Below are 23,281 nucleotides of genomic sequence, written 5' to 3'. Positions count from 1 at the left end.
TTCAGGCGTTCAGCCGGATCGGACGTTCCGTCGGATCAGCTGCAGCCGCTGGTCGAACCGCAGCCCTCGCAGATGTAGCAGGAGCCGGCCCGCTGCATCTTCGTTCCGCAGGAGAAGCAGAGCGGGGCGTCGGCCTGGATACCCAGCTGCATCTCGACGAGCTCGGCGCTGGTGTGCGCCTGCTGCGGCACGGACTGCGCCGTGGCGCCCTCGGCCTGCGGCGTCTCGACGGCCTTCAGCTCCTGGGCGCGGGGCGCCGACTGAGCCAGGGACTCGACGTCGACCTCGTCCTCGTTCGGCTCGTAGGAACCCGTCTCCAGGTGACGCTGACGCTCCTCGGCGGAGTGGATACCGAGCGCGGAGCGCGTCTCGAAGGGCAGGAAGTCGAGCGCCAGGCGGCGGAAGATGTAGTCGACGATCGACTGCGCCATCCGCACGTCCGGGTCGTCCGTCATGCCGGCCGGCTCGAAGCGCATGTTGGTGAACTTCGAGACGTAGGTCTCCAGCGGCACGCCGTACTGGAGGCCGACCGAGACGGCGATGGAGAAGGCGTCCATCATGCCCGCGAGGGTGGAGCCCTGCTTCGACATCTTCAGGAAGACCTCGCCGAGACCGTCGTCCGGGTAGGAGTTGGCGGTCATGTAGCCCTCGGCGCCGCCCACCGTGAAGGAGGTGGTGATGCCGGGACGGCCCTTCGGGAGGCGCTTGCGGACCGGGCGGTACTCGATGACCTTCTCGACGGCCTCGCGGATCGTCGCCTCGGTCTTCTCGGTGACCTCGGTCTTCTCCTGCTCCTTCTTCTTGGCGGAGAGGGGCTGGCCGACCTTGCAGTTGTCGCGGTAGATGGCGAGCGCCTTGACGCCCATCTTCCAGGCCTCGAAGTAGACCTCCTCGACGTCCTCGACGGTCGCCGTCTCCGGCAGGTTGACCGTCTTGGACAGGGCGCCGGAGATCCACGGCTGGATGGCCGCCATCATGCGGACGTGGCCCATCGCGGAGATGGAACGCTCGCCCATGGCGCAGTCGAACACCTCGTAGTGCTCGGGCTTGAGGCCCGGGGCGTCGATCACATTGCCGTGCTCGGCGATGTGGGCGACGATCGCCTCGATCTGCTCCTCCTGGTAGCCCATGCGACGCAGGGCCTGCGGCACGGTGCCGTTGACGATCTGCATCGAGCCGCCGCCGACCAGCTTCTTGAACTTGACCAGGGCGAGGTCGGGCTCAAGGCCGGTGGTGTCGCAGGACATCGCGAGGCCGATGGTGCCGGTCGGGGCGATGACGGACGCCTGGGCGTTGCGGAAACCGTTCTTCTCGCCGAGGCGGACGACGTCCTGCCAGGCCTCCGTGGCGGCGGCCCAGATCGGGGTGTCCAGGTCGTCGATGCGGACGGCCGCCGTGTTGGCGTCGGCGTGCTGCTTCATGACGCGCTGGTGCGGCGTGGCGTTCTTCGCGTAACCCTCGTACGGGCCCACGATCGCGGCGAGCTCGGCCGAGCGCTTGTAGGACGTACCCGTCATCAGCGAGCTGATCGCACCGGCGAGGGCGCGGCCGCCGTCCGAGTCGTAGGCGTGGCCGGTCGCCATGAGCAGGGCGCCCAGGTTCGCGTAGCCGATGCCGAGCTGGCGGAAGGCGCGGGTGTTCTCGCCGATCTTCTGCGTCGGGAAGTCCGCGAAGCAGATGGAGATGTCCATCGCGGTGATGACCAGCTCGACGACCTTCGAGAAGCGCTCGACGTCGAAGGACTGGTTGCCCTTGCCGTCGTCCTTCAAGAACTTCATCAGGTTCAGCGAGGCGAGGTTGCAGGACGTGTTGTCCAGGTGCATGTACTCGCTGCACGGGTTCGAGCCGTTGATGCGGCCGGACTCCGGGCACGTGTGCCAGTGGTTGATGGTGTCGTCGTACTGGATGCCGGGGTCGGCACAGGCCCAGGCGGCCTCGGCCATCTTGCGGAAGAGGGACTTGGCCTCGACCTCCTCGATGACCTCGCCGTCCATGCGGCTGCGCAGGCCGAACTTCGAGCCGGACTCGACGGCCTTCATGAACTCGTCGTTCACGCGGACCGAGTTGTTGGCGTTCTGGTACTGGACGGACGTGATGTCGTCGCCGCCCAGGTCCATGTCGAAGCCCGCGTCACGCAGGGCGCGGATCTTCTCCTCTTCCTTCACCTTGGTCTCGATGAAGCCCTCGATGTCGGGGTGGTCGACGTCGAGGATGACCATCTTCGCCGCGCGGCGCGTGGCGCCACCCGACTTGATCGTTCCTGCGGAGGCGTCGGCACCGCGCATGAAGGAGACGGGACCCGAGGCGTTGCCGCCGGAGGACAGCAGCTCCTTGGAGGAGCGGATGCGGGAGAGGTTCAGGCCGGCGCCGGAGCCGCCCTTGAAGATCATGCCCTCTTCCTTGTACCAGTCGAGGATCGACTCCATGGAGTCGTCGACGGACAGGATGAAGCAGGCGGAGACCTGCTGGGGCTGCGGCGTGCCCACGTTGAACCACACCGGCGAGTTGAAGCTGAAGATCTGGTGCAGGAGGGCGTACGCCAGCTCGTGCTCGAAGATCTCGGCGTCGGCGGGCGAGGCGAAGTACTTGTGGTCCTCGCCGGCCTTCCGATACGTCTTCACGATGCGGTCGATGAGCTGCTTGAGGCTCACCTCGCGCTGCGGGGTGCCGACGGCGCCCCGGAAGTACTTGCTGGTGACGATGTTGACCGCGTTCACCGACCAGAACTCGGGGAACTCGACGCCACGCTGCTCAAAGTTGACCGAGCCGTCGCGCCAGTTGGTCATGACGACGTCACGATGCGCCCATTCCACCTCGTCGTACGGGTGCACTCCAGGGGTGGTGTGGACGCGCTCGACACGCAGACCCTTGTTGGCCTTGGCTCCCTTGGCTCGGGAGCCTCGTGCCGGGCCGCTCGCCGTCTCTGTCATGCTGCCGCCTCCCATATATCGGGCTAAAACGCCCTAAAGTGCCCGGATCTTCCCGCGCACGGTGTCTGTCTTGTGTTGCGGCCGCCGCTCTTGCCGCCCGCAACAGGTCTTGGGGTCGCCGCCGCCCGGCCCGTGGCCGTCAGTCGGCGGCGTGGGCGGGCACCGGGACTTCTACAGTCCCTCCGGGCCCGCACTCGCTCTGTGTGCGCTCCTCGCCCGCGCCGCCCGTTTCGGCGCCGGGCGTTTGCTCCCTCAGTTCCGCGATCGCCGACTCGAAATCCTCCAGCGAGTCGAACGCCCGGTACACGGACGCGAACCGCAGGTAGGCGACGAGGTCGAGCTGCTGAAGCGGGCCGAGTATGGCCAGGCCCACGTCGTGCGTCGTCAGTTCGGCGCTTCCGGTGGCGCGCACCGCCTCCTCGACCCGCTGGCCGAGCTGGGCGAGGGCGTCCTCGGTGACCGGACGCCCCTGGCACGCCTTGCGTACGCCATTGATGACCTTGGTGCGGCTGAAGGGTTCGGTCACCCCGCTCCGCTTCACGACCATCAGTGAACACGTCTCCACCGTCGTGAAACGACGGGAGCAGTCCGGACACTGACGGCGCCGGCGGATCGACGTGCCGTCGTCGGTGGTGCGGCTGTCGACGACACGGCTGTCGGGATGCCTACAGAAGGGGCAGTGCATGAACTCCCAACCCTCCTTCACGGCACGACTCGATAGCTCCGAGAGGCTGGTTCACGCCTCTCGCAGCAGCCCCAAGCATAGGCGATGACCACGGCCGAGTTGGACCGGGGACCACAACTTCTGGGCTGCGGATCCAATCCAACCACTACATCTGGGGTTCAGCCGAAATTTGAGCCCAAGCGCGTGTCGCACGTGCGGAACGCAACGCACCCGGGGCACGGCGGGGCCGCGTGGCACCCGAATCCGCACCGGCACGACACAAGAAAAAACGAGGGCGGTGCCTGATTGACGGGGAGCCGAGTGGCAGACTGAGGGACCCACGGGCCGAACCTCGACTCCAGCGCAGAAGCGTACCGGATTGAGCTGAATTGCCACTCCGCTTCGAGGTCGCCATACACCCAGGTGCATGATCACGACAAGCAATCAACGGTTTTTCACTCGAACGTGTGTTTGGCGCAACCTTTCGAAAGGAACTACCGTTGGCTAGCTAGGGAGACATTCTCGAGAGGGGCCGACCGACGTGACCACGACCACAGACAGTGCCACCATCACTGCCCAGGGCCGCGCCCAGGGCCGACTCGAGCCGGTGCATGCCATGAATGACACAGCCATGAGCCAGGAGGGCCCCAAGCCGGGGCGCTCCCTGCCCGGCAGGCCCCCAGGCATCCGCGCCGACAGCTCGGGGCTCACGGATCGGCAGCGCCGCGTGATCGAGGTCATCCGGGACTCGGTGCAGCGTCGGGGATACCCGCCGTCCATGCGGGAGATCGGCCAGGCGGTCGGCCTGTCCAGCACGTCGTCGGTCGCGCACCAGCTGATGGCGCTCGAGCGCAAGGGCTTCCTGCGCCGGGATCCGCACCGCCCCCGCGCGTACGAGGTCCGTGGCTCGGACCAGCCCAGCGCGCAGCCCACGGACACCGCGGGAAAGCCCGCGGCTTCGTATGTGCCCCTGGTGGGCCGGATCGCCGCCGGTGGCCCGATCCTCGCCGAGGAGTCGGTCGAGGACGTCTTCCCGCTGCCCCGGCAGCTCGTCGGTGACGGTGAGCTGTTCGTCCTGAAGGTCGTCGGCGACTCGATGATCGAGGCCGCGATCTGTGACGGGGACTGGGTCACGGTCCGCCGCCAGCCCGTCGCGGAGAACGGCGACATCGTCGCCGCGATGCTCGACGGCGAGGCCACCGTCAAGCGCTTCAAGCGGGAGGACGGCCATGTCTGGCTCCTGCCGCACAACTCCGCGTACCAGCCGATCCCCGGTGACGAGGCGACGATCCTCGGCAAGGTGGTGGCCGTTCTGCGGCGCGTGTGACGCTCCCTCCCTGACCGGGCCCCGGAACCAACTGCGCCGGTTCCGGGGCCCAGCGCTGTCCGCGCCGGGCCCGCGCGTACGAGCACCCGGGCGAACCGGGGGCTACTCCGCGTCCGCCTTCTCCGCATCGTCCTTCTCCGAAGCCGCCTTCTTCGCCACCGCGTCGATCGACGAGAGTGAACGCCGCACCTGGTTCCGATCCGTCGTGAACCAGAAGTCCGGCATCGAGGCCTTCAGATAGCTGCCGTAGCGCGCCGTCGCCAGGCGGGGGTCCAGGACCGCGACCACGCCGCGATCGCCCGTCGCCCGGATGAGGCGGCCCGCGCCCTGTGCCATCAGCAGTGCCGAGTGTGTCGCGGCCACGGCCATGAAGCCGTTGCCACCCGCTTCCTCGACCGCCTTCTGGCGCGCGCTCATCAGCGGGTCGTCCGGCCGCGGGAACGGGATCTTGTCCATCACGACCAGCTGGCAGTTCGGACCCGGTACGTCCACGCCCTGCCACAGCGACAGGGTGCCGAACAGACAGGTCTCCGGGTCCGCCGCGAAGGCCTTGATCAGCTCACCCAGAGTGTCCTCGCCCTGCAGCAGGATCGGGAACTCCGGAATCCGCGTACGCAGTTCCTCGGCCGCCGCCTGGGCCGCCCGCATCGACGAGAAGAGGCCGAGCGTACGGCCGCCGGCGGCCTGGATCAGCTCGGTCAGCTCGTCGGTCATGTCCGTGCGCGTGCCGTCACGCGTCGGCTTCGCCAGATGCTTGGCGACGTAGAGGATGCCCTGCTTGCGGTACTCGAACGGCGATCCGACGTCGACGCCCTTCCAGACCGGCAGGCCTTCGCCCTCGGTGCCTTCGGGGGCAAGCCCCATGGAGGCGCCCACCCCGTTGAAGTCGCCGCCCAGCTTCAGCGTCGCCGAGGTCAGGACGACGGAGCGGTCGGTGAAGAGCTTCTCCCGCAGGAGGCCGGACACCGACATGGGGGCGACGCGCAGGGAGGCACCGAAGCGGTCGTGGCGCTCGTACCAGACGACGTCCCACTCCGAGCCGTTAGAGATCCGCTCCGCCACGTCGTGGATGTTCTCCACGGCGGCGAGGGCCTGCTTACGGACGGCGTCCTCGTCCTGGACCGACTTGTCGCGCGTGGTGCCGATGGCGGTGATCACCGTACGGGCCGCGTCACGCAGGGCCATGAGCGCGTAGCCGAGGTCCTCGGGGACTTCCTCGAGGCGGCCGGGCAGGGCCAGCTCCATGACCCGCTCGAAGCCTTCGGAAGCGGTCTGCAGCTGGTCCGCCGCCTTCTCGTTGACGAGCTTGGCCGCGCGCTTCACCGCACGGTTGACCTGGCCCGGAGTCAGCTCCCCCGTCGCCACGCCGGTGACCCGCGAGACGAGTTCGTGCGCCTCGTCCACGATCAGCACCTCGTGCTGCGGCAGCACCGGCGCGCCTTCGATGGCGTCGATCGCCAGCAGCGCGTGGTTGGTCACGATGACATCGGCGAGCTTGGCCCGCTCACGCGACATCTCGGCGAAGCACTCCTGGCCGTAGGCGCACTTCGACGCTCCCAGGCACTCGCGCGAGGAGACCGAGACCTGCGCCCAGGCCTTGTCCGAGACACCGGGCGTGAGGTCGTCCCGGTCGCCCGTCTCCGTCTCGTCCGCCCAGTCGCGCATGCGCAGCAGGTCCTGGCCCAGCTTGCTGGTGGGCGCGGCCGCCTCGAACTGGTCGAAGAGGCCGCCTTCCTCTTCCTGCGGTACGCCCTCGTGGAGGCGGTGCAGGCACAGATAGTTCGACCGGCCCTTGAGCATCGCGAAATTGGGGCGGCGCCGCAGCAGTGGGTGCAGCGACTCCACCGTGCGCGGCAGGTCCCGCTCCACGAGCTGGCGCTGCAGCGCCAAAGTGGCGGTCGCCACGACGACGCGCTCCCCGTGAGCCAGGGCCGGCACGAGGTAGCCCAAGGACTTACCTGTGCCGGTGCCCGCCTGGACGAGCAGATGGGAACCGTCGTCGATCGCCTCGGCGACGGTTTCGGCCATGGTGACCTGGCCAGGGCGCTCCGTGCCGCCGACAGCGGTGACGGCGGCGTGCAGGAGCTCGGGGAGTGAGGGCTTCGTCATAGCTCGACCACCCTAAACGGACCCACTGACAATCCGGCGATCACGGCTGATGCAGCGGATTGGCGACGGTGCCGTGCACGGCCGCGTGCGGGCGGTCGGCGCGGTCCCGGTAGCCGTCGAGATGCAGCCGGTTGCGGTTGAGACACAGGCGCTCGATCTCCGGGGTGAGCAGGTCGAACATCTCGTACCGCTCCTTGAGCTCCGGGAAGCGCGCGTGGTGGCGCAGGATCTCGGCGCGTACCAGTGCCCAGAACTCCTCCTCGGGCAGCCCGAGTTGCTCCTCGTACAGCGGCGCCAGGTAGCGGAAGACGCCCACGAAGAGGCCCGAATGGATGAACTGGGTCAGGAACGCGGGGTCCTCGGTGAGCAGGACCTCACGCACGTCGTCGGGCATGGAGTCGTGCTCGGGCAGCGGCTCCGAACTGATGTTGACGTCGTCCACGAAGTCCTTGACCGCGAGCCGCACGGGCACGTCCTGGTCGTCGAAGACGACGATGGCGTTCTCTCCGTGAGGAGAGAAGACCGTTCCGTAGCGGTAGAGAAAACGCAGCAGCGGGGGCAGCAGGGCGGCGAAGAGCCTACGTAGCCATGTCTTCGGGTCCAGGCCCGAGCGTGCGACGAGCTCCGCAACGAACGCGCGCCCTTCGGTGTCGCTGTGCAACAAGGAGGCGAGCGTTCGGGCACGCTCTCCAGGGGCGAGGTGCCGGGAGAGGGGCTCGCGCCAGATCGCGCCCAGCAATTCCTTGTACTGGTAGGGGACTTCGTCGAGTCCGTCGTACAGCGGGTGTTCCACGGTCACGGATGCGACCTCGCCCAGCAGGACGACACCGCATTCGTCCCTCAAGAAGGGGTCGGCGTCGCGCAGTGCGTGCACCCATGTGGTGACGGCAGGCGCGGCCCAGGTGCGCTCCGTCGGAAGCCCGCGCCATACAAGGGTGTTGAAGATGGAGAGCGGCAACTTCACTGTGTGCCGGTCGGGACGCGCCGTGTTCAGGAACGTACGGATGGACTGCTGGGGCAGGCGCAGATCACCGTCCGTGGGCAGCGGAACGATGTCGTTCGTGGCGATGGACGGCGCGAAGAGCGGCAGCACGATGTCGTCCCACTGCCAGGGATGCACCGGGAGATAGAGATACGCCGCCGGGTCCAGGCCGCGCGCCCGGAGCGCCTGCGCAAACAACTCACGGGTCGGGCCGTCGAGTTCGCCGTCATAGAGGGAGGCGGGATCCTCCAGGGCCGCGACGCCTCGGTAGGTGGCGAGGCCGGTGTGCACGGCGATCCACGGGAGGCGGGTGGGGCGGCGCGACTCCGGTGCCCAGCGTGAGGTGTCGGTCGCGGAGAACCCGAGACGCCCCTTGTTCAGTACGAGCCAGGGGTGGCCGGTCTGGTGCCCCTCGAGTTCGGCGTACCCGAGGTCGGCCAGCTGCGACGCGGTGAGCGAGGTGTGGTCGAGGCGGGCGTCGGCGGCGAGGGTGACGGTGAGTTCGCGGATGAGGTGGCCGAGGGTGCTGCCGTCGAGGCCGAGAGCGTACTTGGCGCGGAGGAGGAAGGTGAGCGGATCGGTGGCGGGCTCGCGTTCCGCATGGCCTACCGGCCCGCCCTTGCCCGGCAGGCCGGGTTCCCATTCCATGCTCGCCGGGTCGACCTGCCAACTGCCGTACGCGCCGCGGCGGGCGTGGAAATGGAAGGTGCCGCCGGCCTCCTTCGCGACGGCTTCCTTCCCGCCGGCTCCGCTGGCTTCATCGACTCCGTCGGGCCGACCGGCAGGGAGAAGCAGGGCGTAGGGCCGGTATCCGGAGCCGGCCGAGCCGAGAGCCGTCGGTCGCAGGATGTCCTCGTAGGCGAATTCGCCGATCAGCTTGGCCAGCAGCCGGGCGCCCGCCCTAGCCCAGTTCCCGGACGTCAGCTCGGGCGGGTCGTACAGCTCGGTCGGCTCTTCGGAACTCGGGGCGACGGACGGATTCGGCACGGGGACTCCTCGGACGGGAACCGGATCGGGTCGAGGTTCGTTACAGAGAGTGACTGGCCTGGAGCACGTTGCGCAGGGCGCGGTCACGGACCATGAGCGCGGCCCGCTTGTCGGGGAGGTCCACCTCGGCGAAGAAGCGGAATCCCGCGCCCAGGAAGGCGGAGACGGAGGGGGTGTTGCGAAGGTCGGGTTCCGCGATGACGCGCGCGCAGCGCGGGCGGTGATCGAGTACGAGGTCGGCGACGGCTGTGAGCAGCGTGGTGCCGAGTCCTCGTCCGCGGTCGGCTACGCCACCGATGAGGAGGTGGATTCCGGTGTCGTGCGGGCGGGCGGGGTAGTGGCGGGCCAGCGGGTCGAGGTCGGCGCGGTAGATCTCCCAGTAACTCATGGGCGCGCCGTCGAGGACGCCGAGGCAGGGCACGCTGCGTCCGTCGCCGGCGAGTTGGGGCTTCAGGTGGTCCGCGGTGACGGTGTCGGGTCCCGCGAGCTCCCAGAAGGCGGCCACGGCGGGGTCGTTCATCCAACGGCTGATGAGTGCCAGGTCTCGCTCGACGCGCACCGGGACGAGCTGGAACACGCCTGAGGGAGTGGTGACCGGTCCCCACTCCCCCACGTCGTCCAGCAGGTCGGGCTCGGTCGGGGCCGTGGGGTCGGGGGCGAGTCGGTGCCCGCCGTCCTGCTCCGCGATGAGCGCGAGCAGTTCGTCGGGGAGACGCAGGTCCAGGGTGTCCTGGAAGTCGGCGCTGTCCGCACCGTCCGCGCTGCGCGTGTGCTCCGCGTTCGCAGCGGCCTCAGCACCCTCCGCGTTCTCCGCGTTCTCCACGGGTGGGGCGGGGGCGTGGGAGGCGGCGGTGGGAGTGGTGTCGGCGTCGGTGCTCGCATCCGTGGGAGGCACAGCGACGCTCCTCTCTCAGGTACGACGGGAATGAAAGGGGTTGGCGATGGTGACGTAGACGGACTGGGTGTCGACGGGACCGACGAGTTCGTCGAGGCCGTGCAGCCGGGTGAGCATGTTGGCCTTGCACCGAAGCGTGGGCGAGTCGAGCAGCAGGCTCGGCAGTGTGCTGCGCTGTCGGTTCGACCCGGTGGCGGCTTCGCCGAGGAAGCGGCGGAACGCGGCGATCAACAGCTGTTCGTCGGCGAGCCGTTGGGAACCGAAGGCTCCGATCAGGCCGAGGACGTTGTTGATGGCGAGGTAGTAGGCGAATCGCTCGTCGGTGACGTCGTCGTCGACGAAGGTGTCGCTGTGCGTACCGATGCCGGGCAGGCGCCGGTCGAGTTCGGCTCGGCGGGACTCGCGGAAGTAGAAGCCCTGGTTGTCCCGGTAGCGCCCGCCGACGGGCCAGCCGTCGCCGTCCAGGAGCAGCAGGGTGTTCTGCTGGTGGGCCTCCAGGGCGATGCCGGCTTCGCCGTCGAACCAGAGCACGGGGCGTACGACGTGTTCCAGATAGCGCAGGAACCACTCGGCGGCCACGGCTCCGTGGGGGCGCCCGGTGCGGCTCGCGAGCCGGTTCACGGTGTCGGCGAGGCGGGAGCTCATGGCCGGGTTGCCGGTGCGCTCGGCTGGGTTGCCGCTGCGGCCGGCCGCGGTGCCGGGGCGGTCAGTCAGGTGGTCGGTGCGATCGGCCGGGGCGGCGGTCGGCCTGGGTGAGACGAAGCCGGCGACGCATGCCGCGTCGTCGTGGGAGCGGAAGGGGTTGGTGCGGATCATCACGTCCAGGCCGGGCACCGGTTCGCCGTCCGGGCCGTCGACGGCGAGCCAGGCCGGGTCGCGGACGACGTCGAACCCGGGATGCGCGGCCTGCCACTGCGCGGCGAGACCGGTGCCGAGGAGCCGGTGGACCTCGACGCCCCGGTGGAGTTCCTTGCGGAGGTTCTCCCGGCGGGAGTTGGTGATGCGCAGGCCCAGGGAGAGCTTGAGCATGGCCGGCGCGCCGGGCCGGTACAGCGTGCGGACGGAGGAGGTGGGGAACCAGGGCTCGCCGTGCGGCCCCAGGTCGCGCAGCAGGCCGGCATCCAGGAGGGCGGCGGTGGCGGGGCGTTCACGCAGTTCGCGCAGCTGCCATGGGTGCACGGGCAGCGCGGCGTGTCCCGCGGGCAGCGGGAGCCCCGGGCCTGCCAGTTGGGAGGTGAGTTCGGCGGCGGTGCGGGCGCGGCCTTGTTCGGTCCAGGCCGAGTCGTGGGCGAGGACGTCCGGGGCGACGGCGATCCAGTGCAGGGGGAAGGAGCCACGCAACTCCGGTGAGTAGCGGCCCGCTTCGGCGTCGGAGAGCCCTTCGCGGCTCTTCGGAGTCGGGTGCAGCGGGTGTCCGAGGAGCAGCGCCTGCTCCGCGGCGAGGAAGGGATCGGCCTGGTCCGCGGGGTGGCGGCGGCGGTCCGCGATGAAGTCGGCGGTGCGGCGCATCGAGTCGGCGACGCGGACCACCAGTTCACCGCTGTCGCCACCGGGGGCGGGCGTGCCCTGGGCGGGGCCACCGGGGGCGTCGGTCGCGCCGTGGGCCGACTCCCTGCTCAGAAGGGCGGCGAGCGCGACGGCGTCCACGCCGGGGGCGTGCGGCGACGCGTCCTCCAGGCAGGGCAGGCCGAAGCGGTGCCAGCCGGAGGGCGACCAGTAGTGGACCGGGACGAGGAGGACGGTGCCGCTCGCGGGCAGCGGGATGCGGAGCGCGCCGACAGAAGGAGGAGCGATGTTGTTCTCGCGCACCCAGCAGCGCAGCAGGTTCTCGACCGCTGCCGCCTGGGCGGCAGTCGCGGGGTCCGGGTGTTCCAGGAGATCGACGACGGTGGTGCGGGGACGATCGGTCTCCTGGTCGCCGCCCTGCTGCCGCGGGATCGAGTCGCGCTCCTGGGCGCGCGGGGCTTGCGTGTCACAGGATCCGCCGGCTGTGGGACGGGAACGGCCGTCGGATGCGGGGGTGGCGTTCAACTGGCTTCCTTGCGTGGGGTGGTGGGCTCCATGAGGCGGTGGTCAGGCCGGTCCGGCGTGTCACTGCCGTCGCTGGTGGTGGCTTGTCGTCGGGCGCTCCTACGACTCGTGACGGCTGGTGCGGGCGACGGACGCCAGGGCGTCGGCGAGCCGGTCCACGACGGCCGCGGCCTGCTCGTCGGTGATGGTGAGGGGAGGAAGCAGGCGTACGACGCTGGAATGACGGCCGCCGAGTTCGACGATCAGGCCGCGGTGGAGGCAGGCGTCGCGCACGGCGGCGGCGAGTCGGGGTGCGGCCGGGAGCGGGGCGGACCCGGCGAGCAGGGGGTCGTCGGAGAGTTCCTCGGCGCCGGGAGCGGGGACGGCGCCCTCCGGGTCGACGAGCTCCACGCCGATCATCAGGCCACGCCCGCGGACCTCGCCGACGCATGCGAACTCGTCGGACAGTCCCCGGAGTTGGTCGAGCATACGGGCGCCGAGAGCGGCGGCACGCTCGGCGAGGGCGTTCTCGCGGACATACGAGAGGGTGGCGGCGCCCGCGGCCATGGCGAGCTGGTTGCCGCGGAACGTGCCGGCGTGCGCTCCCGGCGGCCAGACGTCGAGGTCGTCGCGGTAGACGACCACGGCGAGCGGCAGGCTGCCTCCGATGGCCTTGGACAGGACCATGACGTCGGGCACGACACCGCTGTGCTCCACGGCCCAGAAGGCGCCGGTGCGGCCGACGCCGGTCTGCACCTCGTCGACGACCAGCGGGATCGAGCGCTGCTCGGTGACGGCTCGCATCCGGCGCAGCCAGGCGTCGGGGGCGGGGATGACTCCGCCCTCCCCCTGTACCGGTTCGAGGATCATGCCCGCCGGCTGCGGCACCCCGGACTTGGTGTCGTCGAGGAGCGATTCGGTCCAGCGGGCGGCGAGTTCGGCGCCGCGCGGGCCCCCGATGCCGAAGGGGCAGCGGTAGTCCTGCGGATACGGCAGGCGCGTGACGCGGACGTCCTGCGCCCCGCCGGAGGCTTCGAGCGCCCCCGCGGTCATGCCGTGATAGGCGCCGGCAAAGGACAGCAGGCCCGAGCGCCCGGTGGCGGTGCGGACCAGTTTCAGCGCGGCCTCGACGGCGTCGGTGCCCGCGGGACCGCAGAACTGGATGCGGGCCCGGTCGGCCAGTCCGGGCGGCAGCGTGCGGAACAGCTCGGTGGTGAAGGCGTCCTTGACCGGGGTGGCCAGGTCGAGGACGTGCAGCGGCGCACCCGAGTCGAGCACCTTGCGGATGGCCTCGAGCACCACCGGGTGGTTGTGGCCGAGTGCGAGGGTGCCCGCGCCGGACAGGCAGTCCAGATAGCGGCGGCCGTCGGCGCCCTCGATGGTGAGCCCACGGGCCCGTACCGGCACGATCGGCAGGGCGCGCGCATAGGTGCGCGCCGCGGACTCCCGCGCGCACTGACGGCGCAGGATCCCCTCGTGCGCGACGGTGTCGCGAGCAGGGGTTTGTTGTGTCCCCCCGCCATACGGGGCCGGCACCGCCACGGTCTCAGGATCGGTCACAGGCACAGGATCGGTCACCGCCACGGCTGTTGGTCCTCCCGCTGGATATACGGCCGAAAAGGCCCCTCGACTCACCGATCGGCGGGGCGAGTCGGCGCGCGCTGAACACCGACTGCGGTTCCCCCGTACGTACCAACGACGGGACGGGCGGAGGAACACGGCTCGTACGGGACTCATGAGCAGACCTTTGCCAGATGTCCGCGGTGCCGGCGGGCCACCACGGTCGCCGCTCTCCCACCGCAGGCCCGAGGCGCGCCGCCCCGTAACGATCGGTACCGGCCGGAAGATCCCTCCGTGACGGAACCGTTGCTGTTCCGTCGGTCGGCCCCGACGGCACCGGCATAGGGTGGTGTGCCGTTCGGAGGCGAGGTTTCGACTCGACTCCACCGCACACGCACGGCAGTTCAACCTTTTCGAAGCCCAGGGGGATTCACGACATGCGACCCATACGCCCGCAGTTCGCCGCGCGCCGCACTCGAGGCGCGCGAAGCAGAACGTCCCCTGTGGCGGCGGCGGTCGCGCTCGGTGCTGTGGTCGCTCTGACCGCGACGGCATGCGGCCCGAGCGAGAACAACGCGAACGACAAGCCGACCGCCTCGGCATCCGCGGGCGATGGCAAGTTCAAGATTCCGGACGACCTCACGGACCGGCTCAAGGAGCACGGGATCGATCCGGACAAGTGGAAGGACGGCGAGTGGAGGAACTGGGACAAGGACAAGTGGCTGCGTGAGGCGCAGGACTTCGTCAACCCGATCATCGCCGGTCTGTGGGACTCGGACCGGATGCGGGACGCCGACAAGAACCCCGGTGGCGAGGTCGACGAGAACGACCTCTCCGGCGACCAGGGTGTGACGGACCCGGAGCCGAGGCCGGTGGCGGCCGCGGGCGTGTCTACTCCGTACCACGCGAACGCCCCGTACGCGGGCAAGCTGTTCTTCGACGGCCCCAAGGGTTCGATGGTCTGCTCGGCGACCGTGGTCACCGACCCCGCGCACCCCGGCAGGTCCAACATGCTCTGGACGGCGGGCCACTGTGTGCACGCGGGCAAGAACGGTGGCTGGTACCGCAACATCGCGTTCGTGCCCTCGTACAACGACAGCGGCAAGTCCGAGCAGGAGCTGCAGAACGCACCCAAGAACGAGGTCGCACCGTACGGCGTGTGGTGGGGCGACGCGGCGCTGACGTCCGACCAGTGGATCGCGCAGGGCGGTCCGAGCGGCGGGGCGGGCGCTTCGTACGACTTCGCCGTGATCCATGTGACGCCTGAGAAGGGTGGCACCACCAAGTCCCTCGAGGAGACGGTGGGTTCGGCGCTTCCGGTGAACTTCAACGCGCCGGCGGTGCCGAAGGTCTCGCAGCTGACCGCGAAGGGCTACCCGGCGGCGGCGCCGTTCGACGGGCAGAAGCTGTACCAGTGCGCCGACAGGCCGGGCCGTCTTTCGCTGAGCGACGCGGACCCGACGATGTACCGCATCGGCTGCACCATGACGGGTGGTTCGTCCGGCGGCGGCTGGGTCGCCCAGGGCGCCGACGGCAAGCCGGCCCTGGTGTCCAACACCTCGATCGGCCCGGTGACGGCGGGTTGGCTCGCGGGCCCGCGGCTCGGCAAGGAGGCCAAGGGGATCTACGACTCGGTGAGCAGGAAGTTCGCCGGGCAGTAGTAAGTAGGCCGCCATGCAGTAAGAAGGCCGCCGTGCAGTAAGAAGGCCGCCGGGCGGCGGGGACGTCACCAGACGGTGAGCGGTCGCCGCCCGACCAATCTCATGGCTGAGCCCCTCTCCGGTCGACCGGAGAGGGGCTCAGCCATGTGCGTTACGCCTGCACGGGCAGTCAGCCCGCGACCACCGCCGGAACGTACGGCGCGAGTTCCGCCGCGAGTTCCTCGTGGACGCGTGCCTTCAGGAGCGTGCCCTCCGGGGTGTGCTCCTCGGAGATCACCTCGCCGTCGGCGTGCGCCCGCGCGACCAGCTGGCCGTGCGTGTACGGCACGAGGGCCTCGATCTCGACCGCGGGGCGCGGCAGTTCGGCGTCGATGAGCTCGAGCAGCTCCTCCATGCCCTGGCCCGAACGGGCAGAGACGGCGATCGCGTGCTTCTCCACGCGCAGCAGCCGCTGCAGCACCAACGGGTCAGCCGCGTCCGCCTTGTTGATCACCACGATCTCGGGCACGTTCGTCGCCCCGACGTCGCGGATGACCTCACGCACGGAGGCGAGCTGCTCCTCCGGCGCCGGGTGCGAGCCGTCGACCACGTGCAGGATCAGGTCGGAGTCGCCGACCTCCTCCATGGTCGAGCGGAACGCCTCGACGAGGTGGTGCGGCAGGTGCCGTACGAAACCGACCGTGTCGGCCAGCGTGTACAGCCGACCGCTCGGGGTCTCGGCCCGGCGCACGGTCGGGTCCAGAGTGGCGAACAGCGAGTTCTCCACCAGGACGCCCGCGCCCGTGAGGCGGTTGAGGAGCGAGGACTTGCCGGCGTTGGTGTACCCGGCGATGGCCACCGAGGGCACCTTGTGCCTGCGGCGCTCCTGGCGCTTGATGTCGCGGCCGGTCTTCATCTCCGCGATCTCACGGCGCATCTTCGCCATCTTCTCGCGAATCCGACGCCGGTCCGTCTCGATCTTGGTCTCACCGGGACCACGGGTGGCCATACCGCCGCCCGAGGAACCGGAGCCACCGCCACCCATCTGCCGGGACAGCGACTGACCCCAGCCACGCAGCCGCGGCAGCATGTACTGCATCTGCGCGAGCGCGACCTGCGCCTTGCCCTCTCGGGACTTGGCGTGCTGGGCGAAGATGTCGAGGATCAGGGCGGTCCTGTCGACCACCTTGACCTTGACGACGTCCTCGAGGTGGATGAGCTGGCCGGGACTGAGCTCACCGTCGCACACGACGGTGTCCGCTCCGGTCTCGAGCACGACGTCGCGCAGCTCCTGGGCCTTGCCCGAGCCGATGTACGTCGCCGCGTCCGGCTTGTCGCGGCGCTGGATGACGCCGTCGAGCACGAGCGCGCCCGCCGTCTCGGCGAGGGCGGCGAGCTCCGCGAGGGAGTTCTCCGCGTCATGAACCGTTCCCGACGTCCACACGCCGACGAGTACCACGCGCTCCAGGCGGAGCTGTCGGTACTCGACCTCGGTGACGTCCTCGAGCTCGGTGGAGAGGCCCGCGACGCGGCGCAGGGCCGCGCGCTCGGAGCGGTCGAACTGCTGGCCGTCCCGCTCTCCGTCGATCTCGTGGCTCCAGGCGACGTCCTCTTCCATCAGGGCATCGGCCCGAAGGCTCTCGGTGTGGTTCTGCACCATGTTCTGCGCGTCCTGGGAAGGGGAAGAAGAGGAGGTCATTGGGTCCTTACGTCTGTGAGATTCGGGATACGCGACGGGTGTCCCACCCGTCATCTGTGACAACGCTCGGCCTACCCCGGGGATTCCCGCGAGCGCCGATCCGGTGGCCCGCGCCGTCGACGTCGACGATATTCGCACGGTACGGGCCGTCTCGTCATCTGGATTGTTTCCCCGTGTCAGGGCTTCGACACCGGGTCGGACTTCCAGTCCGGGTGGCCCGGCATGGGCGGCGTCTTCTTCCCGTAGAGCCAGGCGTCGAAGAAGTCGCTCAGGTCCCGCCCCGCCAGCTGCGAGGCGAGCCGCACGAAGTCCGCTGTCGTGGCGGTGGAGTCACGGTGCGTGCCCACCCACGTGCGCTCCAGGCGCTGGAAGGCGTCCGCGCCGATCTCCTGGCGCAGGGCGTAGAGGACCAGGGCGCTGCCGTCATAGACGACCGGCCGGAAGATGCTGATCTTCCCGTCGCTCGTGGGCGCCTTGGGCGCGGCAGGCGGCCCGCCGTCGGCGCGCATGGCGTCGGACGCGCGGTAGGCGGCGCGCATCCGCTTCACCATGGGCCGGTCCGCCTTCTCCTGGGCGTACAGGGACTCGTACCAGGTGGCGTGTCCCTCGTTGAGCCACAGGTCGGACCAGGAGCGGGGGCTGACGCTGTCGCCGAACCACTGGTGCGCCAGCTCATGGACCATGATCGACTCGACGTACCACTTCGGGTACTCGGGGCGCTCGAACAGGTCTCTCTCGAAGAGAGAGAGCGTTTGTGTCTCGAGTTCGAAGCCGGTGGACGCGTGGGCGATCAGCAGCCCGTAGTTCTCGAAGGGGTAGGGGCCGACCTTCCCCTCCATCCAGGAGATCTGGCCCGGCGTCTTCTTGAGCCACGGCTTCAGCTTCTTGACGTCCTTGGCGGGCACGACATCGCGTACGGGGAGTCCGTGCGGGCCCTCCTGGTGCAGCACCGCGGAACGGCCGATGGAGACCTGGGCCAGCTCCGTGGCCATGGGGTGGGCGGTGCGGTAGGCCCACTTCGTGGCTCCTCCTTGTCGCGTTTTCGCGACAGGGAGACCGTTGGCGACCGCCGTGTACCCCTTCGGTGCGGTGACCCGGAAGGTGAAGTAGGCCTTGTCGGAAGGGTGGTCGTTGGACGGGAAGACGCGGTGCGCGGCGTCGGCCTGGTTGGCCATCGCGAGCCCGTCCTTGGTGCGCAGCCAGCCGATTTCCTTCTTGCCGGGCCTCGGGTCGCTGGTGTGTTGCACGGTGATGTTCAGGGGTTGCCCGGGAGCCACGGCCGCGGTGGGTGTGACGACCAGGTCCTCGCCCTTGGTGACGTAGTCCGCCCGCGCCCCGTTGACCGTGACCGAACGCACGGTGCCGTGCGAGAAGTCGAGGTTGATCCGGTCGAGCCAGGAGGTCGCCCGCGCGTTGATCTTGGTGACGGCGTCGAGGGGCTTGTTGTTGTCACCGTGGTACGTGAAGGAGATGTCGTAGTCGGTGACGTCGTAGCCGGGGTTGCCGAGATGCGGGAAGAGCCGGTCGCCGACGCCGAGCGGCTCGGCGGGTGCGGCCGCGGCGACAAGGGCGAGCGAGGCGCCGGCGGCCAGAAGTGCGGCGACGCGGGGCGTTCGGGAGCTGAGCAGCATGAACTACGGCTATCAGCGCGCGCCTCGGCGCACGGTGCGGCACGCGCCGCACCACCCGAACGAGGGTTCCGGGTGGGCCTACAGGGCGCCTGCCGCCGCGTGTCGCGTGCGCCCCACGTCGTACACGCCCGGCACGTTCCGCATCGCCCGCATGAGGCCCTGGAGGTGCGCGGCGTCCGGGAGTTGGAGCGTGTACGTGTGCCGGACGCGGCCCTGGTCGGGCGGGTCGACGGTCGCCGAGATGATGGCGACGCCCTCCAGCGCTATGGCCTCGGTCAGGTCGGCCAGCAGATGGGGGCGGCTGAACGACTCGGCGATCAGGGTCACCCGGTACTCCGCCGCCTCCGCGTCCGCCCAGCGCACGCCGACCTCCGCGCGCCCCGCTTCCTTCATCCGCGCCACTCCGGAGCAGGAGACGCGGTGCACGGTGACGACGCCGCCGCGCACGGCGAACCCGGTCACCTCGTCGGGCGGCACGGGCGTACAACAGCCCGCGAGGCGCACCGTGGCACCCGGCTGGTCGACCACGGCGTTCGCCGCGGAGGGCCGCGCCGAGGGGCCGCTGTACGGGGCGCGGGGCGCCGAGGGGGGTGCGCTCGGCCCCTCCGGGTGGGCGGCGAGCCAGCGGCGGATGGCGATGCGGGCAGCGGGCGTACGGGCGTGGTCGAGCCAGTCGACCGACGGCTCGGACGCGGCGCTGCCCTCCACCCCCGCCATGAGCAGCTGGACGGTGTCACCGTCGCCGAGGACCGTACTGAGCGTCGCCAGGCGGCCGTTGACCCGCGCGCCGATGCAGGCGTGGGCGTCCTCTCCGTACTGCGCGTACGCGGCGTCGACACAACTGGCGCCCGCGGGAAGGCCGATGGAGCCTCCGTCGGGCCGGAAGACGGTGATCTCGCGGTCCTGGGCGAGGTCCTCGCGCAGCGTCGACCAGAAGGTGTCGGTGTCCGGGGCGGACTGCTGCCAGTCGAGCAGCCGGTTCAGCCAGCCGGGGCGCGTGGGGTCGGAGCGCTCGCCCACGGTGTCCAGGTGCTCCTCGCCGGAGGGCGTGTACGGATTGCCGAGCGCCACGACGCCCGCCTCCGCCACCTTGTGCATCTGGTGCGTACGGATGAGGACTTCGGCGACCTCGCCGTCCGCGCGGGCGACCGCGGTGTGCAGCGACTGGTACAAGTTGAACTTCGGTACGGCGATGAAGTCCTTGAACTCCGAGACCACCGGCGTGAAACACGTGTGCAGCTCGCCGAGGACGCCGTAACAGTCCGCGTCCTCGTTCACCAGGACGAGGAGGCGTCCGAAGTCGGCCCCGCGCAGCTCGCCGCGCTTGCGGCGCACCCGGTGGACGGACACGAAGTGCCGCGGCCTGATGAGGACTTCGGCGCTCAGGCCCGCCTCGCGCAGCACTGAGCGCAGCTCGGTCGCGAACCCGGCGAGGGAGTCCTCGGTGCGCTGCGCGTAGGAGGCCATGAGTTCGCGGGTCTCCCCGTACTCCTCGGGGCGCAGGATCGCGAACACGAGGTCTTCGAGCTCGGTCTTCAGTGCCTGCACACCCAGCCGCTCGGCGAGCGGGATCAGGACGTCGCGGGTGACTCTGGCGATCCGTTCCTGCTTCTCCTGGCGCATGACGCCGAGGGTGCGCATATTGTGCAGGCGGTCGGCGAGCTTGATCGACATGACGCGCACGTCGTTCCCGGTCGCGACGAGCATTTTGCGGAAGGTCTCGGGTTCTGCCGCCGCTCCGTAGTCGACCTTCTCCAGCTTGGTCACGCCGTCGACAAGATAGGCGACCTCCTCGCCGAACTCCTTGCGCACCTGGTCGAGTGTGACCTCGGTGTCCTCGACGGTGTCGTGGAGCAAGGAGGCGGTCAGCGTCGTGGTCTCCGCGCCCAGCTCAGCGAGGATCAGCGTCACCGCGAGCGGGTGTGTGATGTACGGCTCACCGCTCTTGCGCATCTGGCCGCGGTGCGAGGACTCGGCCAGTACGTAGGCGCGGTGCAGGGGCTCCAGGACGGCGTCCGGATAGTGGGCCCGGTGGGCCTCCGCCACGTGCCCGATCGCGTCGGGGAGGCGGCCGCGGACGGCGGGGCCAAGGAGCGCCGCGCGGCCGAGACGTCGCAGGTCGATCCGAGGGCGGCCACGCCGACGGTGCGCTCCGGGCGTGATCGGTCCCGGGTTCGCGGGGTTGGTCGCCTCCGCACTCATGAGCACCTCCGGCTTTGTCGACCGGCGGCGGGCTGGCGGCGGCACCCGTCCGGACCGGTGCTTGATGCTACCGAGCCCATCACGTGGCGCAGTCCCGCTCTCGCCGAGCGTGAAACGGATCACCCATTCGAGCGAAGGTTCACTGGTTTACGGTTTCGACTGCCGCGAACCAGTCGGTGTCGAGCCGACCTTCCGCGACGATCACGGCGGGACCGGTCATCTCGATCTCGCCGTCCGCACGCTCGGTGATCGTCAGCCTGCCTCCGGGCAAATCGATCTCGTACGTGACAGGAGCCCCGGTCACAGCGGGGTCCAGGCCGTCCCTGCGGGCGGTCGCGACGGCCACGGCGCAGGCGCCGGTGCCGCAGGAGCGGGTCTCGCCGGAGCCCCGCTCGTGCACGCGCATGGCCACGTGCCGCGGGCCCCGGTCGACGACGAACTCGACGTTCACACCCTGCGGGTAAGCGTTCGCCGGCGCGAAGGGGGGCGGGTCGTACAGCGCGCCCGCGTGCGCGAGGTCGGCCACGAAGGCGACCGCGTGCGGGTTCCCCATGTTCACGTTCGTCGCGGGCCAGGTCCGCTCGTCGACGCTGACGGTGACGTCGCCCTCGGGGAGCGTCGCCCTGCCCATGCCGACCGTGATCAGGCCTTCCTTGTCGATGTGGACTGCCTTGACGCCGCCCCGGGTGGCCACGGCGAGGTCTCCCTCGCCGACGTGTCCCGCGTGCTGGAGGTAGCGGGCGAAGACCCGCACTCCGTTGCCGCACATCTCGGCCACCGAGCCGTCGCCATTGCGGTAGTCCATGAACCACTCCGCCTCGTCGGCCATGTGCCGCGCCTCGGGGTGCGCGGCGCTGCGCACGACATGGAGCACGCCGTCGCCCCCGATGCCGGCCCGACGGTCGCACAGTGCGGCGACGGCGGTCGGCGAGAGCGCGATGGCGTTCTCCGGGTCCGGGATGATCACGAAGTCGTTCTCGGTCCCGTGGCCCTTGAGGAAAGTGCTCATTTCTCGATCGTACGAGATCGGTGCGACAACCTGGTCGGCGGAGTGCCGCCAGGGGCGCCGAGCGCCATCAGCGCAGGCGTGCCACGCGCCACACGGCGAGCACCGCGACGGCCGCGACCACGACGACGTACGCGCCCACGACCCGCCAGTCCGGCCAGCGGCCCGAACCGCGCGGCGGCAGTCCCGGCAGCGTGTAGCCCACCCTGCGGGCCGCCATCATGCCCCAGCCCGCGGCGCAGGAGCTGATCAGGAGGCCGAGCATCGCCACGACCGCGCCGCCGTCGCCGAACTCGAAGAACAGCGGGAACGCGAACATCAGGGAGCCGATCGCGGCCAGCATCACGATGGGTGCCAGCTGCCAGATGCGCAGCCTGCGCTGCGGGCGCAGCTCGACCTCGACCTCTTGGCCCTCGTCCTGCGCGGCGAGTTCCTCCGCGGTCGGGCCGTCGGCGATCACGCCGTCGGGGCTCGCCTCAGGACCGTCGGTACTGAGCTGCTCTCCGCCTGGTGCGGTGTCACGAGGGCCGGCCTCCATCGCCACGCGCCCTCCCACTCCGGACTCCACTGGTCGATCGATGGTCGATGATGGCACGCCCACAGAGGCCGGGATGACGGGCGGAGCGTCCCGATGCCATCACGTGATCAGGCTGTAACCGGTCGTTCGACCAACGACATTGCGCGAGCCGGGAGTTCCCCGCGTTCCGCCACGGCCCCACTGAGCCAATGCACCCGCGGGTCGCGCCGGAACCACGAGTCCTGGCGGCGCGCGAAGCGCTTGGTGGCGCGGACGGTCTCCGCGCGCGCCTCGTCCAGCGTGCACTCGCCCGCGAGCGCCGCGAGCACCTGCTGGTAGCCGAGCGCGCGCGACGCCGTACGCCCCTCGCGCAGCCCCTGGGCCTCCAGCGCGCGTACCTCGTCGACGAGTCCCGCCTCCCACATACGGTCCACGCGCGTGGCGATGCGTTCGTCGAGTTCGGGACGCGCCACGTCCACGCCGATCTGGACGGTGTCGTAGACGGAGTCGTGTCCCGGCAGGTTGGCGGTGAACGGCTTGCCGGTGATCTCGATGACCTCCAGGGCGCGGACGATGCGTCGGCCGTTGCTCGGCAGGATCGCCGTGGCGGCCTCTGGGTCGGCGGCGGCGAGCCGCGCGTGCAGGGCGCCGGAGCCGCGCAGCCGGAGCTCGTCCTCCAGGCGGGCGCGGACCTCGGGGTCGGTGCCGGGGAACTCCATCTTGTCGACGGCGCCCCTTACGTAGAGCCCTGATCCGCCGACGAGGACGGGCCAGCGGCCCGCCGCGAGCAGCCGGTCGATCTCCGCGCGGGCGAGGCGCTGGTACTCGGCGACGCTGGCGGCCTCCGTGACGTCCCAGATGTCCAGGAGGTGGTGCGGCACCCCGTCGCGCTCCTCGGGCGTCAGCTTCGCGGTACCGATGTCCATCCCCCGGTACAGCTGCATGGAGTCGGCGTTGACCACCTCGCCGCCGAGTTCCTTGGCGAGGAACACGCCTAGATCTGACTTTCCTGCCGCGGTCGGCCCGACGACGGCGATGACCCGCGGGGCGGGAGGTGCGCTACTCACCGCCCCAGTCTCGCAAACCCGGGCACCTGTTCACGAATGAGCGACGTGACGCCAC

Annotated in this window: 15 protein-coding genes; 2 read left to right on the top strand and 13 right to left on the bottom strand. The window is 70.1% G+C overall.

The features are described 5' to 3' along the window. Positions 1-35: 35 nt before the first annotated feature. Both ACYSUO_RS28325 and nrdR read right to left on the bottom strand, forming a co-directional pair. The gene (locus tag ACYSUO_RS28325) at positions 36-2,930 is read right to left on the bottom strand and encodes a vitamin B12-dependent ribonucleotide reductase (protein ID WP_461779067.1); all 2,895 of its coding nucleotides are present in this window, start codon (positions 2,928-2,930) and stop codon (positions 36-38) included. A gap of 139 nt (positions 2,931-3,069) precedes the next feature. After that, the gene (gene nrdR, locus ACYSUO_RS28320) at positions 3,070-3,615 is read right to left on the bottom strand and encodes a transcriptional regulator NrdR (protein WP_426906782.1); all 546 of its coding nucleotides are present in this window, start codon (positions 3,613-3,615) and stop codon (positions 3,070-3,072) included. 520 nt (positions 3,616-4,135) lie between these two features. Here nrdR and lexA point away from each other — a divergent pair. Next, a complete protein-coding gene (gene lexA / locus ACYSUO_RS28315) occupies positions 4,136-4,921 on the top strand; it encodes a transcriptional repressor LexA (protein WP_426900062.1) in 786 nt (261 codons plus the stop codon). A gap of 102 nt (positions 4,922-5,023) precedes the next feature. On the opposite strand, the gene ACYSUO_RS28310 is transcribed toward lexA, so the two are convergent. The 5 genes from ACYSUO_RS28310 to ACYSUO_RS28290 form a co-directional block, all read right to left on the bottom strand. Further along, entirely contained in the window at positions 5,024-7,030 is a 2,007-nt protein-coding gene (locus ACYSUO_RS28310; protein ID WP_461779066.1) for an ATP-dependent DNA helicase, read from the bottom strand. Between the two features lie 40 nt (positions 7,031-7,070). Continuing rightward, positions 7,071-8,999, bottom strand: coding sequence for an IucA/IucC family protein (locus tag ACYSUO_RS28305; protein ID WP_461779065.1), 1,929 nt, complete (start codon positions 8,997-8,999; stop codon positions 7,071-7,073). A gap of 40 nt (positions 9,000-9,039) precedes the next feature. Beyond that, the gene (locus tag ACYSUO_RS28300; protein ID WP_461779064.1) at positions 9,040-9,894 is read right to left on the bottom strand and encodes a GNAT family N-acetyltransferase; all 855 of its coding nucleotides are present in this window, start codon (positions 9,892-9,894) and stop codon (positions 9,040-9,042) included. A gap of 15 nt (positions 9,895-9,909) precedes the next feature. Continuing rightward, positions 9,910-11,925, bottom strand: a complete 2,016-nt coding sequence (locus ACYSUO_RS28295) for an IucA/IucC family protein (RefSeq protein WP_461779063.1) — start codon at positions 11,923-11,925, stop codon at positions 9,910-9,912. Positions 11,926-12,024: 99 nt separating this feature from the next. Next, positions 12,025-13,440: a diaminobutyrate--2-oxoglutarate transaminase family protein gene (locus ACYSUO_RS28290; protein WP_461779106.1), complete on the bottom strand. Its 1,416-nt coding sequence runs from the start codon at positions 13,438-13,440 to the stop codon at positions 12,025-12,027. 461 nt (positions 13,441-13,901) lie between these two features. Here ACYSUO_RS28290 and ACYSUO_RS28285 point away from each other — a divergent pair, with 461 nt between their 5' ends. Continuing rightward, a complete protein-coding gene (locus tag ACYSUO_RS28285) occupies positions 13,902-15,125 on the top strand; it encodes a trypsin-like serine peptidase (RefSeq protein WP_461779062.1) in 1,224 nt (407 codons plus the stop codon). A gap of 169 nt (positions 15,126-15,294) precedes the next feature. Here ACYSUO_RS28285 and hflX read toward each other — a convergent pair whose 3' ends face one another. From hflX to miaA, 6 genes are all read right to left on the bottom strand, one after another. Next, positions 15,295-16,803, bottom strand: a complete 1,509-nt coding sequence (hflX, locus tag ACYSUO_RS28280; protein WP_461779061.1) for a GTPase HflX — start codon at positions 16,801-16,803, stop codon at positions 15,295-15,297. Between the two features lie 176 nt (positions 16,804-16,979). Further along, on the bottom strand, positions 16,980-18,434 hold the full coding sequence (locus ACYSUO_RS28275) for a M1 family metallopeptidase (protein WP_461779060.1): 1,455 nt from the start codon (positions 18,432-18,434) through the stop codon (positions 16,980-16,982). 78 nt (positions 18,435-18,512) lie between these two features. After that, positions 18,513-20,636: a RelA/SpoT family protein gene (locus ACYSUO_RS28270; protein ID WP_461779059.1), complete on the bottom strand. Its 2,124-nt coding sequence runs from the start codon at positions 20,634-20,636 to the stop codon at positions 18,513-18,515. A 139-nt stretch (positions 20,637-20,775) separates the two neighbouring features. After that, the gene (gene dapF, locus ACYSUO_RS28265; RefSeq protein ID WP_461779058.1) at positions 20,776-21,645 is read right to left on the bottom strand and encodes a diaminopimelate epimerase; all 870 of its coding nucleotides are present in this window, start codon (positions 21,643-21,645) and stop codon (positions 20,776-20,778) included. Positions 21,646-21,712: 67 nt separating this feature from the next. After that, a complete protein-coding gene (locus ACYSUO_RS28260) occupies positions 21,713-22,180 on the bottom strand; it encodes a hypothetical protein (protein ID WP_426906784.1) in 468 nt (155 codons plus the stop codon). Positions 22,181-22,287: 107 nt separating this feature from the next. Further along, the gene (gene miaA, locus ACYSUO_RS28255; protein ID WP_461779057.1) at positions 22,288-23,226 is read right to left on the bottom strand and encodes a tRNA (adenosine(37)-N6)-dimethylallyltransferase MiaA; all 939 of its coding nucleotides are present in this window, start codon (positions 23,224-23,226) and stop codon (positions 22,288-22,290) included. Positions 23,227-23,281: the final 55 nt, after the last annotated feature.

Source organism: Streptomyces sp. UC4497, assembly GCF_054871485.1.
The sequence above is the reverse complement of the archived record's forward strand: the minus strand, read 5'-3'. Positions and strand labels throughout refer to the sequence as shown.

What these genes read in the sequence shown, in the direction of transcription:
- ACYSUO_RS28325 (WP_461779067.1), bottom strand. Translation starts at nt 2,930, where the DNA reads ATGACAGAGACGGCGAGCGGCCCGGCACGAGGCTCCCGAGCCAAGGGA.
- nrdR (WP_426906782.1), bottom strand. Translation starts at nt 3,615, where the DNA reads ATGCACTGCCCCTTCTGTAGGCATCCCGACAGCCGTGTCGTCGACAGC.
- ACYSUO_RS28310 (WP_461779066.1), bottom strand. Translation starts at nt 7,030, where the DNA reads ATGACGAAGCCCTCACTCCCCGAGCTCCTGCACGCCGCCGTCACCGCT.
- ACYSUO_RS28285 (WP_461779062.1), top strand. Translation starts at nt 13,902, where the DNA reads ATGCGACCCATACGCCCGCAGTTCGCCGCGCGCCGCACTCGAGGCGCG.
- hflX (WP_461779061.1), bottom strand. Translation starts at nt 16,803, where the DNA reads ATGACCTCCTCTTCTTCCCCTTCCCAGGACGCGCAGAACATGGTGCAG.
- ACYSUO_RS28275 (WP_461779060.1), bottom strand. Translation starts at nt 18,434, where the DNA reads ATGCTGCTCAGCTCCCGAACGCCCCGCGTCGCCGCACTTCTGGCCGCC.
- ACYSUO_RS28270 (WP_461779059.1), bottom strand. Translation starts at nt 20,636, where the DNA reads ATGAGTGCGGAGGCGACCAACCCCGCGAACCCGGGACCGATCACGCCC.
- dapF (WP_461779058.1), bottom strand. Translation starts at nt 21,645, where the DNA reads ATGAGCACTTTCCTCAAGGGCCACGGGACCGAGAACGACTTCGTGATC.
- ACYSUO_RS28260 (WP_426906784.1), bottom strand. Translation starts at nt 22,180, where the DNA reads ATGGAGGCCGGCCCTCGTGACACCGCACCAGGCGGAGAGCAGCTCAGT.